Annotated in this window: 17 protein-coding genes; 13 read left to right on the plus strand and 4 right to left on the minus strand. The window is 68.7% G+C overall.

Annotation, left to right across the window (positions count from 1 at the left end; translation table 11 throughout):
* Positions 1 to 127 precede the first annotated feature (127 nt).
* Both F9C11_RS12405 and F9C11_RS12410 read right to left on the minus strand, forming a co-directional pair.
* Positions 128 to 310 carry a hypothetical protein gene (locus F9C11_RS12405; protein ID WP_409185008.1) on the minus strand — a complete coding sequence of 61 codons (183 nt, stop codon included), beginning with the start codon at positions 308 to 310 and terminating at the stop codon, positions 128 to 130.
* 206 nt (positions 311 to 516) lie between these two features.
* Positions 517 to 921: a tetratricopeptide repeat protein gene (locus F9C11_RS12410; protein WP_409185009.1), complete on the minus strand. Its 405-nt coding sequence runs from the start codon at positions 919 to 921 to the stop codon at positions 517 to 519.
* A 70-nt stretch (positions 922 to 991) separates the two neighbouring features.
* On the opposite strand from F9C11_RS12410, the gene F9C11_RS12415 reads away from it, so the two are divergent.
* The 7 genes from F9C11_RS12415 to F9C11_RS12445 all read left to right on the plus strand — a co-directional run bounded on the left by F9C11_RS12415 (position 992) and on the right by F9C11_RS12445 (position 7,293).
* Positions 992 to 1,474, plus strand: coding sequence for a VOC family protein (locus F9C11_RS12415; protein WP_409185010.1), 483 nt, complete (start codon positions 992 to 994; stop codon positions 1,472 to 1,474).
* A gap of 115 nt (positions 1,475 to 1,589) precedes the next feature.
* Entirely contained in the window at positions 1,590 to 2,876 is a 1,287-nt protein-coding gene (gene eno / locus F9C11_RS12420) for a phosphopyruvate hydratase (RefSeq protein ID WP_409185011.1), read from the plus strand.
* Positions 2,877 to 3,069: 193 nt separating this feature from the next.
* Positions 3,070 to 3,435, plus strand: a complete 366-nt coding sequence (locus F9C11_RS12425) for a septum formation initiator family protein (protein ID WP_078870811.1) — start codon at positions 3,070 to 3,072, stop codon at positions 3,433 to 3,435.
* A 10-nt stretch (positions 3,436 to 3,445) separates the two neighbouring features.
* The gene (locus F9C11_RS12430) at positions 3,446 to 3,655 is read left to right on the plus strand and encodes a hypothetical protein (RefSeq protein WP_409185012.1); all 210 of its coding nucleotides are present in this window, start codon (positions 3,446 to 3,448) and stop codon (positions 3,653 to 3,655) included.
* 393 nt (positions 3,656 to 4,048) lie between these two features.
* A complete protein-coding gene (locus F9C11_RS12435) occupies positions 4,049 to 4,570 on the plus strand; it encodes a DUF501 domain-containing protein (RefSeq protein WP_409186887.1) in 522 nt (173 codons plus the stop codon).
* Between the two features lie 727 nt (positions 4,571 to 5,297).
* Positions 5,298 to 6,344: a lytic transglycosylase domain-containing protein gene (locus F9C11_RS12440; protein ID WP_409185013.1), complete on the plus strand. Its 1,047-nt coding sequence runs from the start codon at positions 5,298 to 5,300 to the stop codon at positions 6,342 to 6,344.
* A 55-nt stretch (positions 6,345 to 6,399) separates the two neighbouring features.
* Complete coding sequence (locus F9C11_RS12445; protein WP_409185014.1) at positions 6,400 to 7,293, plus strand: LysR family transcriptional regulator; 894 nt, start codon at positions 6,400 to 6,402, stop codon at positions 7,291 to 7,293.
* Positions 7,294 to 7,297: 4 nt separating this feature from the next.
* Here F9C11_RS12445 and F9C11_RS12450 read toward each other — a convergent pair whose 3' ends face one another.
* Both F9C11_RS12450 and F9C11_RS12455 read right to left on the minus strand, forming a co-directional pair.
* Complete coding sequence (locus F9C11_RS12450; RefSeq protein ID WP_409185015.1) at positions 7,298 to 8,032, minus strand: SDR family oxidoreductase; 735 nt, start codon at positions 8,030 to 8,032, stop codon at positions 7,298 to 7,300.
* Positions 8,029 to 8,769 carry an oxidoreductase gene (locus tag F9C11_RS12455; RefSeq protein WP_409185016.1) on the minus strand — a complete coding sequence of 247 codons (741 nt, stop codon included), beginning with the start codon at positions 8,767 to 8,769 and terminating at the stop codon, positions 8,029 to 8,031. Before F9C11_RS12455 ends, F9C11_RS12450 begins: the two co-directional genes overlap by 4 nt.
* Positions 8,770 to 8,949: 180 nt before the next feature.
* Between F9C11_RS12455 and F9C11_RS12460 the strand changes: the two genes are divergently transcribed.
* From F9C11_RS12460 to F9C11_RS12485, 6 genes are all read left to right on the plus strand, one after another.
* Positions 8,950 to 9,903: an exopolyphosphatase gene (locus F9C11_RS12460; protein WP_409185017.1), complete on the plus strand. Its 954-nt coding sequence runs from the start codon at positions 8,950 to 8,952 to the stop codon at positions 9,901 to 9,903.
* Between the two features lie 205 nt (positions 9,904 to 10,108).
* Positions 10,109 to 11,737 (plus strand): ABC transporter substrate-binding protein, encoded by a 1,629-nt coding sequence (locus F9C11_RS12465; protein WP_409185018.1) that lies wholly within the window; start codon positions 10,109 to 10,111, stop codon positions 11,735 to 11,737.
* Between the two features lie 103 nt (positions 11,738 to 11,840).
* Complete coding sequence (locus F9C11_RS12470) at positions 11,841 to 12,767, plus strand: ABC transporter permease (RefSeq protein WP_409185019.1); 927 nt, start codon at positions 11,841 to 11,843, stop codon at positions 12,765 to 12,767.
* Positions 12,760 to 13,716 carry an ABC transporter permease gene (locus tag F9C11_RS12475; RefSeq protein WP_409185020.1) on the plus strand — a complete coding sequence of 319 codons (957 nt, stop codon included), beginning with the start codon at positions 12,760 to 12,762 and terminating at the stop codon, positions 13,714 to 13,716. The genes F9C11_RS12470 and F9C11_RS12475 overlap by 8 nt, the downstream gene beginning before the upstream one ends.
* Positions 13,717 to 13,721: 5 nt before the next feature.
* The gene (locus F9C11_RS12480; protein ID WP_409185021.1) at positions 13,722 to 14,747 is read left to right on the plus strand and encodes an ABC transporter ATP-binding protein; all 1,026 of its coding nucleotides are present in this window, start codon (positions 13,722 to 13,724) and stop codon (positions 14,745 to 14,747) included.
* Positions 14,740 to 15,738 (plus strand): ABC transporter ATP-binding protein, encoded by a 999-nt coding sequence (locus F9C11_RS12485; RefSeq protein WP_409185022.1) that lies wholly within the window; start codon positions 14,740 to 14,742, stop codon positions 15,736 to 15,738. Before F9C11_RS12480 ends, F9C11_RS12485 begins: the two co-directional genes overlap by 8 nt.
* The last annotated feature ends 4 nt before the right edge of the window (positions 15,739 to 15,742 follow it).

A 15,742-nucleotide genomic window follows, 5' to 3' on the forward strand; every position in this document is an offset into this window, starting at 1 on the left:
TTCGCTGCCCCGGTCGATGTCTTGTTTCGGGTGCGGCGGTTCGCTCGGTCTGCTTTCGGCGAATCGGGCACTAAGCCCCGAATGTGCTGGCTTGCTTTCGTATAGCGGTCGGCTGAGCTGGCGGCAGTCAGTGGGTCGGCAGCGCGGCGCTCACACGCACCGTCTTCTGCGCCAGAGTCTCAGCGCGCACCGGCTGCTTGCGCGGCTGGACCGGGTGGCGTTCGTTCAGTTCGACGAGTGCCGGCGCCAGCGCCATCAGCACCAGCACGAGCAGTCCGGCGGTGGCTCCGATCACGGTCAGCGCGGTCATGTCGGCCTCCTCAAATCGCTCTCTGTGATGACACCAAGGATCGCGCTTCGCCCGGTCTGCCCGGATCGGCCGACCGGCCGAGCCGGGTCGCCGGATGGCCAGGCTTCCCCGCTGCCCTGTTCACTTCAGAAGACGCGCCGGGACCGCGCGGGATCCGGCGGGTGCCCGCGAGTGCCTGCGCGGGTGCACGTTCGGGACGGGCGGGGTCAGCGGTCGCTGAGCGTGATTCTCGCCCTGACCTCGCTGATCGCTTCGAGATACTCCGGCACCGGGTTCATCGCCGACGCCATCCGCAGTTGTGCGAGCGCCTCGGCCAAACGGCCGAGGCGCTGGAGGGTGCGGCCGAGCACGAACCGGGCGTAGTGGTCGGTCGGGTCCAGCTCCAGTACGCGGGTGAACGCGTGTTCGGCGCGGCGCAGCTGGGCGGAGTGGAAGTACGCGCGCCCGGCGAGCAGTTGCACGCTCGGCTTGTCCGGCTCGTCGGCGAGCAGGGGTTCGAGTTCTTTGAGCGCGTCGAGCGGGCGTCGCCGGGCGACCAGGTGCTCGGCGTTGCGGAACCTGCGGAAGCGCGATTCGCCGTCGGGTTCGGGGGCTGCTGCGGCGTCCGTCATGGTCGCTTCACGATACCGGCGCGGAGGGCGTTGCACGACCGTCAGACGAGTCGTGATGGACTGTTCCGCCATGAGCAGCGATCAGGAACCCGGTTACGTGGGACTGGCGCCGTACCTCTACTACAGCGACGCGACCGCCGCGCTCGCGTGGCTGACCAGGGTGTTCGGCTTCACCGAGGAAGTCCGCTTCGAGGACGGGGCGGGCGAGGTTTTCCAGGCGACGCTCTGCGCGGGCGACGCGCGCGTCCAGCTGGCCGGGGTGGGTCCCGAATACTGGGAAGCCAAGGGGGTCGAAGGGCCGGTCGGGCAGCTGAACGTCGTGTACGTGACCGACGTCGACGCGCAGTACGAGCGGGTCTGCGCGGCGCTCGGTGACGACGACGCGCCGGAACCGCCGCAGGACCAGCCTTACGGCGCGCGGATCTTCACCGTCGCCGATCCCGGCGGCAACAGCTGGACGTTCTGGCAGCAGGTGACCGACCAGGTCGAGCTGCCGTCGGGATGGCGCGAAGTCCGGCCGGAGGACCAGGCGGCCGGCGAAGTGCCCGGCTGAGCTGGAGAACACGCAGCGGAACGGCCCGGCACCGGCCTGGCCTCCAACGGGTGAACCCGCTGGGCGGTTACTCTGGGCGGCGTCACCGCAGGCACGACCCACCAAGGAGCAGAGCGTGGCTCTCATCGAGCAGGTAGGCGCGCGCGAGATTCTCGATTCGCGCGGGAACCCGACTGTCGAGGTGGAGGTGGCGCTCGACGACGGCACCCTGGCGCGGGCGGCCGTGCCGTCCGGCGCGTCGACCGGCGAACACGAAGCGGTCGAGCTGCGCGACGGGGACACCGGCCGCTACAACGGCAAGGGCGTGGAGCGCGCGGTCGCCGCGGTGCTCGACGAGATCGGCCCGGACCTGGTCGGCGTCGACGCGGTCGACCAGCGGATCGTCGACCAGAAGCTGGTGGACCTCGACGGCACGCCGGCGAAGTCGCGACTGGGCGCGAACGCCATTCTCGGCGTCTCGCTGGCCGTCGCGAAGGCCGCCGCGGAATCGTCCGAGCTGGAACTGTTCCGTTACCTGGGCGGGCCGAACGCGCACGTGCTGCCGGTGCCGATGCTGAACATCCTCAACGGCGGTGCGCACGCCGACACCGACGTCGACATCCAGGAATTCATGATCGCGCCGATCGGTGCGGAGTCGTTCCGCGAGGCGCTGCGCTGGGGCACCGAGGTGTACCACGCGCTGAAGTCCGTGCTGAAGGGCCGCGGCCTGGCCACCGGCCTCGGCGACGAGGGCGGTTTCGCGCCGAGCCTCGCCAACAACCGCGAGGCGCTCGACCTGATCCTCGCCGCGATCGAGAAGGCGGGCTACACGCCGGGCCGGGACGTCGCGCTCGCGCTGGACGTCGCCGCGACCGAGTTCTACTCCGACGGCGCCTACACCTTCGAGGGCTCGAAGCGCAGCGCGGAGCAGATGTCCGCGTACTACGGCGAACTGCTGCGCGACTACCCGCTGGTCTCCATCGAGGACCCGCTGAGCGAGGACGACTGGGACGGCTGGGTCCAGCTGACCTCCGAGATCGGCGACAAGGTCCAGCTCGTCGGCGACGACCTGTTCGTCACCAACCCGGACCGGCTCGAGGAGGGCATCACCCGCCGCGCGGCGAACGCGCTGCTGGTGAAGGTCAACCAGATCGGCACGCTGTCGGAGACGCTGGACGCGGTGTCGCTGGCCACGTCGTACGGCTACAAGTCGATGATGAGCCACCGGTCCGGCGAGACCGAGGACACCTTCATCGCCGACCTCGCGGTCGCCACCGGAGTCGGCCAGATCAAGACCGGCGCCCCGGCCCGCGGCGAGCGGATCGCGAAGTACAACCAGCTCCTGCGCATCGAGGAAACCCTCGCGGACGCCGCGCGCTACGCCGGCGACCTCGCCTTCCCGCGGTTCAGCGCGGAGGCCTGAGGGGCACATGGCCGACCGGGGGAGGGCGCGCAGCCGCCGCGGCGGCCGGGCAGCGGGAAGCGGGTCCAGCAGGGCCCGCCGCCCCGCGTCGGCCCGGCGCCGCACCGGCGCGGGCACGACGGAGACGACCAGGGCCCGGCTGCGCCGCGGCCTTGCGGCGAAACGCGCCTCCGGTGCGGCCAAGGTGCTCGGCATGTCGACCACCCGGCGCGCCGCTGTGGTGGCGATCGTGGTGTGCGCGCTGGCCTTCACCGTCGCTGTTCCGTTGCGCACCTACCTTTCCCAGCGCTCCGAGGTCCGCGACCAGGAAGCGCAACTCGCCCAGCTCCAGCACGAGGTCGCCCAGCTGCGCGACCGCAAGGCCCAGCTGAGCGACCCGGCCCAGATCGAGGCGGAAGCCCGACGTCGGCTGCGGTACGTGAAGCCGGGCGAGACCCCGTGGATGGTCCAGCTGCCGGAGGACCAGCCGGGATCGCCGACGGCTGCTCAGCCGGGGCAGCAGCCTGCTCCGCAGGCGCCTTGGTACGAGAACCTGTGGGCGCAGGTTTCCGGGGGTTGAGGTTGCTGGGGTGACGCTGGCGGTTGGCGGCTTGGCTGGACAGTTGGCGGCTGGGTGCCGGACGAGCTGGCGGCTGGCGCCGGACGGCTGGGCGGCTGGCGGCTGGGCGGGCTGGCGGATGCGCCGGACCGCTGGAGGCTGGGACGGCTGGCGGCTGGCCGGGGTCGTTGAGTTGGTGGGGTTCTTGGCTGGGCGGCTGATGGTTGGCTGGGACTGTTGAGCGGTGAGGCTGGCGGCTGGGCTGGGTGTCTGGACGGTTGGCGGTCGGCCGGGGTCATTGAGGTGGCGGGGTCCCGGCGGATAAGCCGTTCGGGCTTGGTGCGGATGGGTCGTAGGCAGGCTCCTTAAGGTCGTCGGTGTCGATGGTTCCCGAGGCTGGGCGGACCCCGATCTGCGCGGTGTTGGTGCTTCGGGTTTTCGAGCAGCATTTCCGATTGACCTTTCTTTCCGGCGGCTGGATTTGGCGGCGAAGCTTCGGGCTGTCCTCCACGCTAACCACATCGCGAGGGGCGTGGAGGCGGCTGCGGCGAGTTGTCCACACGGTGTGCCGGTTGTGGACAACTCGGCCGTTTCGGCGGAGGTCGCGAGGGGGCGGGCGGACGGCGGCATTAGCCTGGGGAGCGTGAACAGCAGCACGGAGACACCCCGATTCGAGCCCGTCACCGATGCCGACCGGGAGGTCATCGCGCAGCAGCTCGGACGGCCGCCGCGGGCGTTGCGGGCGGTGGCCGCGCGGTGCCCCAGCGGGCATCCCTCGGTGGTCCAGACCAGTCCGCGGTTGGAGAACGGGACGCCGTTCCCGACGTTGTATTACCTGACTTGCCCGCGGTTGACGTCGATGGTGGGCACGTTGGAGGCGTCCGGCGTGATGAAGGAGATGACCGAGAGGCTCACCACCGACCCAGAACTCGCGGCGGCCTACCAGCGCACGCACGAGACGTACCTCGCGGAGCGGGACGCCATCGAGTCGCTCGGCACGCAGGTGACCGCGGGCGGGATGCCGGGGCGGGTGAAATGCCTGCACGTCCACCTCGCGCACACGCTTGCGGCCGGACCGGGGGTGAACCCGTTTGGCGACGAGACCCTCGCCTGGGTCCGCGAACAGGGCTGGCCGACGGGCGACTGCGCCGGGTAACGCTCCGGTCTCGGGCGCGGATAGGCACAGGAGAGGCCGGTGCCCGCCTGGGTGGGAGAGCTTCGCGGCGCGCACCGGAGCTTCACACCGAGCAGGCGAGCCCGGGTGCACCGCCGGGCGCGTCGGGGAGGGGCGGACAGTGCGGGTGCCACGCAGATCTCGGCGGGCGGTGCGCGCTGAGGCGTCTCCTGCCTCGGACGGCCGGGTCGAAATCGCCAGTGGTGGGGCGGTCGGCGAAGACAGCGCGGACGATCAGGCTGCTGGCCCAGCTGATGACGAAGCCGGTCGGGCCGAATTGAGCAATGGCGTTGCGGCTGACGAAAGCGGCGTCGGTGGCGAGAGCGTCGGTCATGAGTGGGGCGCGGCTGGCGGGAACGGCGCGAGTGACGAAGGCGGCGAAGTAGCGGGCGAAACCGTTGTCGCCGGCTCAGCTGGCGAAAGCGGCGGGGGCTACGAAGCCAGTCGTGGAAAAGGCGATCCGGCTGCCGGAAGCGCCGCGGGTGACGAACGCGGTGGCGAAAAAGCCAGCGGCGAGGTAACAGAGTCGGCTGGCGAAAGCGCCGACAGCAAAGCCGCCACCAAAACAGCAACCACTCCCACCTCCACGGAACCCCAAGCGGGCCAGCGCAAAAGAACCCGAGCGCTCGTCAGTCCGCCGCCGGACAAACCCCGGTGGGTGGGGCGTGCGCGGGTTCGTGTTCGGTGGGGGCGTTATCGGGCTCGGCGGGTGGCTTCGCGGCATCGGACGGTGGTCGCGGTGCTCGCGGGGGTTCTTGGGGTGCTTCCGGCGACCGTCGGGGCGGGGGTGGTCGTCGGGTGGGTCGGACGGATGCCGGTGGTGCATTCGGCGGACGTCAGGCCTGATCAGGGTTACGACCCGGGGATCCGCGGGGTCGCCGTCGACGGGCGGTTGCCGGACGCGCCCGCACCGGTTCCGCTCCCTGCGTACGACCTTCCGGACGGGCCGCTCGGGATTCCGGCTACCGCGCTGGTCGCGTATCGGCATGCGGCGGACGTGCTGGGGAGAGAGCAGCCGGGCTGTCATATCGACTGGGCGCTCATCGCGAGCATCGGGCGGATCGAGTCGAATCACGCGCGGGGCGGGTACGTCGACGCTGCCGGGACGACGCTCCAGCCCATTCTCGGGCCGCAGCTCAACGGGACTGGTCCGTACGCGGCGATTCCGGACACTGACCACGGCGTTCTCGACCAGGATCCGGTGTGGGACCGGGCGGTCGGGCCGTTCCAGTTCATTCCGGCGACCTGGCGCAGCTACGCGGCGGACGGCAACGGCGACGGCAAGGCCGACCCGGGCAATCTCTTCGACGCTTCGCTCGCGGCGGCGCGCTATCTCTGCTCCGGCGGCCTCGACCTGGCCAATCCAGACCAGTTGCGGACCGCGATCTACCGCTACAACAACTCCGACGCCTACGTCACCACCGTCATCCTCTGGGCCGAGGCATACCGCAAGGGCGTCGCGCAGGTGCCGGACAGTTCGGTTCCCGCGCCGCCGACGTCCAGTTCCCCGCCGCCGGCGAAGGAGGATCAGCCGCGGACTACCGAGTCGTCGTTGCCAGCCTCGACCGGCCGTCCGTCGGTGACGCCTACCGTGCTGCCGCCGCAAAGCAGCCAGTCCGGGAGTCCGACTGAAACGCCGACTACCGGGTCCACCACTCCGACCTGCGGATCCAGCACCTCGACCACGACGACACCGACACCGCCGTCGACACCGACCTGTTTTTCGGCGAGCAGCAGCCCGGCGGCTACCAGCTGATCAAGGTAGCCTTGATTACACCATTACAAACCCTCGCCACACCGCAGGGGAGCCGATGAGTCTTCGTCAGTTCGAGTACGCCTTGGCGGTCGCCGAGGCGGGGTCGGTGACCGCTGCGGCGGAGGCGCTTCACGTCGCTCAGCCGTCCGTTTCGCAGCAGATTCGGGGGCTCGAGCGCGAACTCGGCGTGCAGCTTTTCTCCCGTACGCCCACCGGTCTCGTGCCCACCGTCGTCGGGCGGGCGTTTCTCCGGGACGCTGAGGTCGCGGTGCGGGCAGCAAGGCGCGCGCAGGCGACCGCGCGGGCGGGAGCTGCCGAGCTGGTCGGCGAGTTGCTCGTCGCGGCGCAGATGGGGTTGGGGACGCGGCAGTTGCCGGGTGCGTTGGCGGCGTTGCGGCGCAAATATCCGCGGTTGGCGGTGACCGTTTTCGAGGAGCCGAATCCGGCTGAACTGGAGCAGCTCGCCCGGCGTGGAGTGCTGGACGTCGCGTTGCTCGGCTCGGCGTGCGACGAGGGGCTCTACGAGGGGCACCACCTCGGCGACGAGGAGTTCGTGGTCGTCCTCGGCGCCAAGCACCGGTTGCTCGGCAAGGACCGGATCGCGTTGCGGGAGCTGGAAGAAGAGCAGTGGATCCGGTTCGATCCGGCCAGCGCGCTCGACGGATTCCTCACCGAAGTGTTGCGCGACAACGGAGTGAAGCCGACCGCGGTCGCGCGCGTGTCGCAGACCTCGACGGCGGTGCGGTGGGCCGCGCACGGGCTGGGAGTGACGCTCGTTCCGGCGTCGGCGGTGCCCGAAGGCCACGAGCACCTCGTCCGGCCGGTGTTTCCGGTCGTGTCCCAGCCCGTCGTCGCGGCGGTCCGGCCCGGGGCGGGGCCGGCGGAGATGGCGTTGCTCGAGTTCCTGCGGCAGGAGACTTGGTCCGAGTCCGTGTCTCCGGCCGCCTGAACTGTCAGAGCTGGGTGTCGCCGCCGTCTACGACCAGTTCGATGCCGGTGGTGAAGGTGGCGTCGAAGGCCAGGAACGCGACGGCGCGGGCGATCTCTTCGGGGGTGCCCAGCCGCTTCATCGGGTTCGCCGCGGCTCGGGCGGCTTTGAACTGCGCGGCTTCCGACGCCGACATCCCGGCTTCGAGGATCTCGGTGTCGATGGGACCGGGGCTGATCGCGTTCACCCGGACTCCGCGCGGCAGCAGTTCGGCGGCGAGCGTGCGGGCCATCGACCGCAATGCCGCTTTGCCTGCCGAGTAGACGCTCGTTTCCGGCAGGCCCATGACGTTCGCGGTCGAGGTCGTCAGCACGACTCCCGCCCCGGAGCGCAGCAGCGGCGCGAGCTTCTGCACGGTGAAGTACGCGCCCTTGACGTTGACCGCGAAGTCCGCGTCGAACTGCTCCTCGGTGACCGACTCGAACGGTGCCGTGCGGGCGATCCCGGCGTTGACGAACAGGGCGTCGATCGGGCCGGGTACCTGGGCGGCCAGCGCGTCCAGATCGGAGAGCGACGCCACATCGCCGCGGACAGCTAGCGCATCCGCGCCGAGTTGAGCCAAAGCCGCGTCCAAACGGGAGCGGGAACGGCCGGTGATAATCACCCGCGCGCCGCCGTCGGCGAACAATTTCGCGGTGGCGAAACCCATTCCGGTACTGCCGCCGGTAATGACCGCCGTTTTTCCCTGATAAGCGTTCATCGCGGGTATTCGCCTCCGTCGACGGCCAGTCCGCTTCCGGTGAGCCAGCTCGCCTGGCCGGACAGGAGGAACAGCACGGCGTTGGCGATGTCGTCGGGTTCGCCGTCGCGGCCCAGCGGGACCTCCGGGAAGGCCGAAACGCCGGACGACAGGCTCGCCCACTGTTCCCGCGTCGCCAACCCGCCGGGCGTGGCGGTCCGGCCGGGGGACACGGTGTTGACGCGGACGCCGGACGGGGCCAGTTCGGCGGCCAAGCCCCGGCTGTACGCCTCCAGCGCCGTTTTCGCCGCCACGTAGTGCAGGAACGGCGGGAACGGCGGCCGGACCGCGGCAGTGGAGACGTGCACGATCGCGCCCGATCGGCGGTCGGCCATGCCCGGGGCGAGCAGCGCGTCCAGGCGGACTGCGGCCAGCAGGTTCATCGACAGCGCGTCCTGCCATTCGTCGTCCGGGATGGCCAGGCCGCTGGGGTGCGGACGCGCGCCGCCCGCGTTGTGGACCAGCAGGTCGACGCCGCCGAGGACCTCGTCGGCGGCGGACGCGACCGTCTGGGCTCCGGCCCGCGTGCGGACGTCGGCCTCGACGAACGACGCGCCCTCCGGCACCGGGCCGGCCGCGCGGGCGGTGGTGAGCACGGTCGCGCCCGCGGCCAGCAATTGCGCCACGATCGCCGCGCCGATTCCGCGGGAACCGCCGGTGACCACCGCGCGTTTTCCCGCTATCCCGTAATCGGGCATGCCAATAAACCTTTCGAGGAAAAAGAGAGGAAAACCGCCGCGAACCGAACCGCGGCGAACACGTCAACCGTAGAACCGGAAAAGAAGGAAAGGCAAAGACCAAATGTCGCCGTGGGGGCATAGGGCCTGCCTATGCCCGCCTCGCCTGCGAAGCGCCGGAGACCAAGTAAAGTCGGAGCCATGCCTCGGGTAGCTGCGATCGACTGTGGGACCAACTCCATCCGTCTGCTCGTCGCCGAGTTGACCCCGCGCCACGACGGCACGGTCGACCTGCGCGACCTGCACCGCGAGATGCGCATCGTGCGGCTCGGCCAGGGCGTCGACGCCACCGGCCGGCTCGCGCCGGAAGCGCTCGAACGCACCCGCGCCGCGCTCGCGGACTACACCGTCGCCGCGCGGCGCAAGGGCGTCGAGAAGGTGCGGATGGTCGCCACCTCCGCGACCCGCGACGCGAGCAACCGCGACGAGTTCTTCGCGATGACCCGCGAGACGCTCGGCGTCGAGGCCGAGGTGATCAGCGGCGACGAGGAGGCCCGGCTGTCCTTCACCGGCGCGGTCGGCGAGCAGGACCCGGACGACGGGCCGTTCGTGGTCGTCGACGTCGGCGGCGGCTCCACCGAACTCGTCCTCGGCACCTGGAACGGCCGCGAGGCCGAGGTGACCGCCGCGAAATCGGTCGACATCGGCTGCGTCCGGATCACCGAACGCGCGCTGAAGGGGGACCCGCCGACCGCCGAGGAGATCGCCGCCGCCCGCGAACTGGCCCGCGGCATCCTCGCCGAGGCGTTCGACGTCGTGGACGTCGCGAAGGCCCGCACCTGGATCGGCGTCGCCGGCACGGTGACCACGTTGTCCGCGGTTTCGCTCGGCCTGCCCGAATACGACTCCGAGCGCGTGCACCTGTCGAAGCTGACGCACGGCCAGATCGACCAGCTCGCCGGACAGCTCCTCTCGGCCGACCGCGCGACCCGCGCCGGGAACCCGGTGATCCACCCCGGCCGGGTCGACGTGATCGGCGGCGGCGCGGTCGTCGTCCAGGTGCTCGCCGAGGAACTCGCCGCGCGCGGTGGTCCGGACCAGCTGGTGGTGAGCGAGCACGACATCCTCGACGGCATCGCTTTGTCGCTCGCCTGAACGCTCCGCGACGTCGAGATCACCGGGCGCGCACCCCGCGGCCAAACCCGTACCAAAACCACCGAAAGTCATCAAGCGCAGTTAGTTGTGAGCTGACCGGGTGATGAACGGTGTCGTTATTCAGGTGCAACCCGGTGATCCGGTTACGAAGGGCTGATCGAGCTAGCCTCCATCTCGCTATTCGGACGCGAGAAACGGAGGGGACATGCGGGGTTCATCCAGGCTCTGGAGCGCGGCCGCTGTCGTGACAACCTTGTCACTGCTCCTGACTGCCTGTGGGGGCGGCGGATCCAGCAGCGGGTCGTCGGGGGAAACGGATCCCAACGGGACCTTCACGGTCTACGGCACGGAACCGCAGAACACGCTGATCCCCACGAACACCAACGAACTCGGCGGCTCCAAGGCCGTCGACCCGATGTTCTCCGGCCTGGTCGCGTACAAGGGCGACAGCGGCGAACCGTTCAATCTGATGGCGGAGTCGATCACCACGACCGATTCCAAGGTCTACGACATCAAGATCAAGCACGGCTGGAAGTTCCACGACGGCACCGAGGTCAAGGCGAAGAACTTCGTCGACGCCTGGAACTACGGGGCCAACTCGGCGAACGGCCAGATCAACAGCACGTTCTTCGAGAACATCGCGGGCTACTCCGACGTCCACCCCGCCGACAAGGGGGCGAAGCCGACCAAGGACAAGATGTCCGGCCTGGTCGTCAAGGGCGACTACGAGTTCCAGGTGACCCTGGACGCGCCGTTCTCCGTGTTCGCCACCAAGATCGGCTACACCGCGTTCGCGCCGCTGCCGGACTCCTTCTTCAAGGACCCGGAGGCCTTCGCGAAGCACCCGATCGGCAACGGCCCGATGAAGTTCGTCAGCCGCACGCCGAACGTCGAGATCAAGCTGACCCGGTTCGACGACTACCAGGGCCCGGACAAGGTCAAGTTCAAGGACTTGGTCGACAAGATCTACGCCAGCCAGGAAACCGCCTACCAGGACCTGCTGAGCAACAAGCTCGACTTCATCGAGACGCTGCCGCCGTCCGCGCTCACCGCGGAGAAGTACAAGACCGACCTCAAGGACAACCTGGTCACCGGGCACCTGCTGGGCATCAGCACGATCGCGGTGCCGTACTACGTGCCCGGCTACAACAACCTCGACCTGCGCCGCGCGATCTCGATGTCGATCGACCGCGCGCAGATCACCAAGACGGTCATGCACGACACCTACGTGCCCGCGGACAGCTATGTCTCCCAAGGCATCGCGGGCTTCCGGCCCGGCGTGTGCGGCGAATACTGCAAGTTCAACCCGGCGAAGGCGAAGGAGCTTTTCGCGAAGTCCGGGTTCAAGGGCAAGCTCACCATCGCCTCCAACGCCGACGGCGGCCGCAAGGAACCGCTGGTGGCCGCGTGCAACAGCATCAAGAACACCCTCGGCGTCGAATGCGATTTCGTTCCGGCGACCGACTTCGGCCAGTGGCGCAGCATCGTGACCGGGCACAAGCTGACCGGCATGGGCCGTTCCGACTGGTCGGCGGACTATCCGTCCATTGAGAACTTCCTCAACCCGCTCTACCGGACCGGGGCCTCGTCGAACGACTCGACGTACTCCAACCCGCAGGTGGACGCCCTGCTCAAGCAGGCGGACTCGACGGCGGACAAGGACGCCGCGGTGAAGCTGTACCAGCAGGCCGAGGACTTGATCGCGAAGGACCTGCCCTCGATCCCGGTGTGGGACGAGAAGGGCGTCGCGGCCAAGTCGAAGCACACCAAGACCGTGGTCCTCGACTTCCGCCGCCGCGCGGACTACTCGTCGGTCGAGGTCCTCAAGAAGTGATGCGCTGACTCGTCCGTTCCCACCACGCAGCTCGTGAGTGGCGATCCCGGTTAGAACCGCGATCGCCACTCACGAGCCCGGCGCGCACTCTTAGGAACCACGCATGATTCGCTACGTCCTGCGTCGCCTGCTCCAGTTGATCCCGGTGTTCTTCGGCACCACTTTCCTCATTTACACCCTGGTGTGGGCCGTTCCCGGGGACCCGTTCTCCGGCAAATGCGGTCAGCAAGCCTGCCCGCAGGCTTACATCGACCTGATGACCGAGAAGTTCCACCTCAACGACAACCTGTTCGTCCAGTACTTCAAATATCTCGGAAGCCTGTTCAGCGGCGACTGGGGCGAGACGTTCAACGGCTCCTCGGTCGGCGAACTGATTTCCACCTCCTATCCGATCACGCTGCGCCTCGCGCTCGTCGCGGTGCTCATCGAGGCCGTCATCGGCCTGACCGCCGGGGTGCTGACCGGGTTGCGGGGCAAGGGTTTCCTCGACAACCTGGTGCTGGTCTCGACCACGTTCCTGATCTCGCTCCCGGTGTTCGTCACCGCGATCGTGCTGCAGATCGTGCTCGGCGTGAACCTGGGCATCATCGACGCCAGCGTTTCGGACGATCCGAGCTTCGGCGAGCTGATCGTGCCGGGAATCGCGCTCGGCAGCCTTTCGATGGCTTATGTCGCGAGGCTGACGAGAACGTCGATCGCGGAAAACCGGCACGCCGATTACATCCGCACCGCCATCGCCAAGGGGCAGCCCAACAGCCGGGTCATCGGTATTCACTTGCTGCGCAACTCGGTGATTCCGGTGCTGACCTTCCTCGGCACCGACCTCGGCTCGCTCATGGGCGGCGCGATCGTGACCGAGGGCGTGTTCAACATCAACGGTCTCGGCGGGCTGATTTTCCGCGGCCTCCAGAACCGGGAAAGCGCGACCGTCGTCGGCGTCGTCGTGCTGCTGGTGCTGGTGTATCTGCTGATGAGCCTGATCGTGGACCTGCTCTACGCCGTTCTCGACCCGAGGATCCGTTATGACTGACCCGAATCTCGTCGGCGGCGGAGGGATCGACGCGGCACAGCTGTCGCATGTGGACAGCTCGGCCGACGCCGGTCCGAAGAAGCCGCGCAGTCTGTGGGGCGACGCGTGGCGGCAGCTGCGCCGCAAGCCGGCGTTCGTAATCTCCGCGCTGATCATCCTGCTGGTCGTGCTGATCGCGATCGCGCCGGGGCTGTTCTCGCACCGCCCCGCCGGATACAGCGATCTGACCCATGCCAACGAAGGCCCGTCCGCGGACGCCTGGTTCGGCTACGACAACCAGGGCTACGACGTCTACGCGCGGACCATCTACGGGGCGCGGGCCTCGTTGCTGGTCGGCGTTTTCGCGACGCTGCTGACTGTCCTTTTCGGATCGCTGATCGGCATCGTCGCGGGCTACTACGGCCGGATCGTCGACAGCCTGCTGTCCCGGCTCGGCGACATTTTCGCCGGCCTTCCGTTCGTGCTCGGCGCGATCGTCATCCTCACCACGTTCAACGCGCCGGGCACGAATCCCGGGCAGGTCACCATCATCGTGCAGGTGGTGTGCTCGATCGCGGTGCTGACCTGGCCGGTGGCGATGCGCATCATGCGGTCCGCGACGCTGGTGGCCAAGCAGCTGGACTACGTGAAGGCGGCCCGTGCGCTCGGCGCGAGCACGCCGCGGATCGTGTTCCGGCACCTGCTGCCGAACACGCTCGCACCGGTGCTCGTGTACGCCACGATCGCGCTCGGCGCGGCCATCGGAGCCGAGGCGACGCTGGCGTACCTCGGCATCGGCGTGCGGCCGCCGGTGGTGTCGTGGGGCGTCATGATCAGCGACGCGCGCGACTATTTCCGCGCGGTCCCGCACATGCTCCTGTTCCCCGGTGCGTTCGTCACCGTCACCGTGCTCGCATTCGTGATGCTCGGCGACGGGATCCGCGACGCGCTCGACCCGAAGTCGAGGTAGCCGCAATGTCCACAGTGTCCAGTTCAGCTGGTCCGACGACGGAGCACGAGCTGCTGCTCGAGGTCGAAGACCTGCACGTGGAGTTCCGCACTTCCGACGGCGTGGCCAGCGTGCTCAACGGCGTCGGGTATTCGGTGCATGCCGGGGAAACCCTTGCCGTGCTTGGCGAATCCGGCTCCGGCAAAAGCGTCACGGCGCAGACCGTGATGGGGATTCTCGACACGCCGCCGGGCGTGATCACCGGCGGGTCGATCCGTTATCGCGGCGAGGATCTGCTCACCGCGTCGGCGGACCGGCGGCGGCAGATCCGCGGCGCGGAGATCGCGATGATCTTCCAGGACGCGCTTTCGGCGCTGAACCCGGTGTTCACCGTCGGGTTCCAGATCGAGGAGCAGTTGCGCGTCCGATTAGGAATGTCCAAAAAGGACGCGCGCAAACGGGCAATCGAGTTGCTCGATCTGGTGCGGATCCCGGCGGCGGAACGGCGGGTGAAGGACTACCCGCACCAGTTCTCCGGCGGGATGCGGCAGCGCGCGATGATCGCGATGTCGCTGGCTCTCGACCCGGATCTGCTCATCGCGGACGAACCGACGACCGCGCTGGACGTGACCGTGCAGGCGCAGATCATGGACCTGCTCGCGGACATCCAGCGGGAACGGCGAATGGGGCTGGTCCTCATCACGCACGATCTCGGCGTGGTCGCGGAGGTCGCGGACCGGATCGCGGTGATGTACGCCGGGCGGATCGTGGAGCAGGCCGACGTGCGGGAGTTGTTCAGCTCGCCCGGGCATCCCTACACCGCCGCGCTGATGGATTCGCTGCCCCGGCTGGACCTCAAAGGACAGACCCTGGAAACCATCAAGGGCCTGCCGCCGAGCCTGCTCGACATTCCGTCCGGGTGCCCGTTCCATCCGCGCTGCAAGAGGGCCGTGGGGCGGTGCCGCGACGAGCGGCCGTCCTCGCACGCGCTCGGGTTCGGCCGGGTCAGTGCGTGTCACTTCGCCGAGGAGGTGGTGGAGAGCCGTGGGTGAGCCGATTCTCAGCGTGCGCGAACTGGTCAAGCACTTCCCGGTGCGCACCGGGGTGCTGTTCAAGCGGACGATCGGGCAGGTGAAGGCCGTCGACGGCGTGTCCTTCGAGCTGCAGCCGGGCGAAACGCTCGGGGTGGTCGGGGAATCCGGCTGTGGCAAGTCGACGCTCGCCCAGGTGCTGATGCGCCTGGAGGAGCCGACGAGCGGCAGCGCGACCTTCGAAGGCCGCGACCTGTTCAAGCTGCGCGGTGCGGAACTGCGGCGCATGCGCCGGGAAATCCAGATCGTGCTGCAGGACCCGTACACGTCGCTGAATCCGCGGATGACGGTCGGCGACATCGTCGGCGAACCGTTCGAGATCCACACCGATGTCGCGCCCAAGGGTTCGCGGGCGAAGAAGGTGCAGGAACTGCTGGAGGTGGTCGGGCTCAACCCCGAGCACGTGAACCGGTATCCGCACCAGTTCTCCGGCGGGCAGCGGCAGCGCATCGGCATCGCCCGGGCGCTGGCGTTGCGGCCCAAGGTGATCATCTGCGACGAGCCGGTGTCCGCTTTGGACGTTTCGATCCAGGCGCAGGTGATGAACCTGCTCGGGGAACTGCAGGGCGAGTTCGGACTGTCCTATGTGTTCATCGCGCACGACCTCTCGGTGGTGCGGCATCTGTCCACCCGGGTCGCGGTGATGTACCTGGGCAAGATCGTCGAAATCGGTACTGAGGACGAGATTTACGAGCGGCCGTCCCATCCCTACACCCAGGCGTTGCTGTCGGCGGTGCCGGTGGCGGACCCGGCGGTGCGCGGGCAGCGGCAGGTGATCCGGCTGGAAGGCGACGTGCCGAGCCCGATCGACCCGCCGTCGGGCTGCCGTTTCCGGACGCGGTGCTGGAAAGCCGCGGACATTTGCGCGACGGAGGTGCCAAAGCTGGAACCACGGACGGACGGGCATCTGTCGGCTTGTCACTTCGCCGAGGTGAAATCGGTGGTTCCCTAACCAG

The organism is Amycolatopsis sp. VS8301801F10 (genome assembly GCF_046195355.1).
GTDB lineage: Bacteria > Actinomycetota > Actinomycetes > Mycobacteriales > Pseudonocardiaceae > Amycolatopsis.

What these genes read in the sequence shown, in the direction of transcription:
- F9C11_RS12445 (WP_409185014.1), top strand. Translation starts at nt 6,400, where the DNA reads ATGAGTCTTCGTCAGTTCGAGTACGCCTTGGCGGTCGCCGAGGCGGGG.
- F9C11_RS12415 (WP_409185010.1), top strand. Translation starts at nt 992, where the DNA reads ATGAGCAGCGATCAGGAACCCGGTTACGTGGGACTGGCGCCGTACCTC.
- F9C11_RS12460 (WP_409185017.1), top strand. Translation starts at nt 8,950, where the DNA reads ATGCCTCGGGTAGCTGCGATCGACTGTGGGACCAACTCCATCCGTCTG.
- F9C11_RS12405 (WP_409185008.1), bottom strand. Translation starts at nt 310, where the DNA reads ATGACCGCGCTGACCGTGATCGGAGCCACCGCCGGACTGCTCGTGCTG.
- F9C11_RS12470 (WP_409185019.1), top strand. Translation starts at nt 11,841, where the DNA reads ATGATTCGCTACGTCCTGCGTCGCCTGCTCCAGTTGATCCCGGTGTTC.
- F9C11_RS12480 (WP_409185021.1), top strand. Translation starts at nt 13,722, where the DNA reads ATGTCCACAGTGTCCAGTTCAGCTGGTCCGACGACGGAGCACGAGCTG.
- F9C11_RS12425 (WP_078870811.1), top strand. Translation starts at nt 3,070, where the DNA reads ATGTCGACCACCCGGCGCGCCGCTGTGGTGGCGATCGTGGTGTGCGCG.
- F9C11_RS12410 (WP_409185009.1), bottom strand. Translation starts at nt 921, where the DNA reads ATGACGGACGCCGCAGCAGCCCCCGAACCCGACGGCGAATCGCGCTTC.
- F9C11_RS12465 (WP_409185018.1), top strand. Translation starts at nt 10,109, where the DNA reads ATGCGGGGTTCATCCAGGCTCTGGAGCGCGGCCGCTGTCGTGACAACC.
- F9C11_RS12450 (WP_409185015.1), bottom strand. Translation starts at nt 8,032, where the DNA reads ATGAACGCTTATCAGGGAAAAACGGCGGTCATTACCGGCGGCAGTACC.
- F9C11_RS12455 (WP_409185016.1), bottom strand. Translation starts at nt 8,769, where the DNA reads ATGCCCGATTACGGGATAGCGGGAAAACGCGCGGTGGTCACCGGCGGT.
- F9C11_RS12475 (WP_409185020.1), top strand. Translation starts at nt 12,760, where the DNA reads ATGACTGACCCGAATCTCGTCGGCGGCGGAGGGATCGACGCGGCACAG.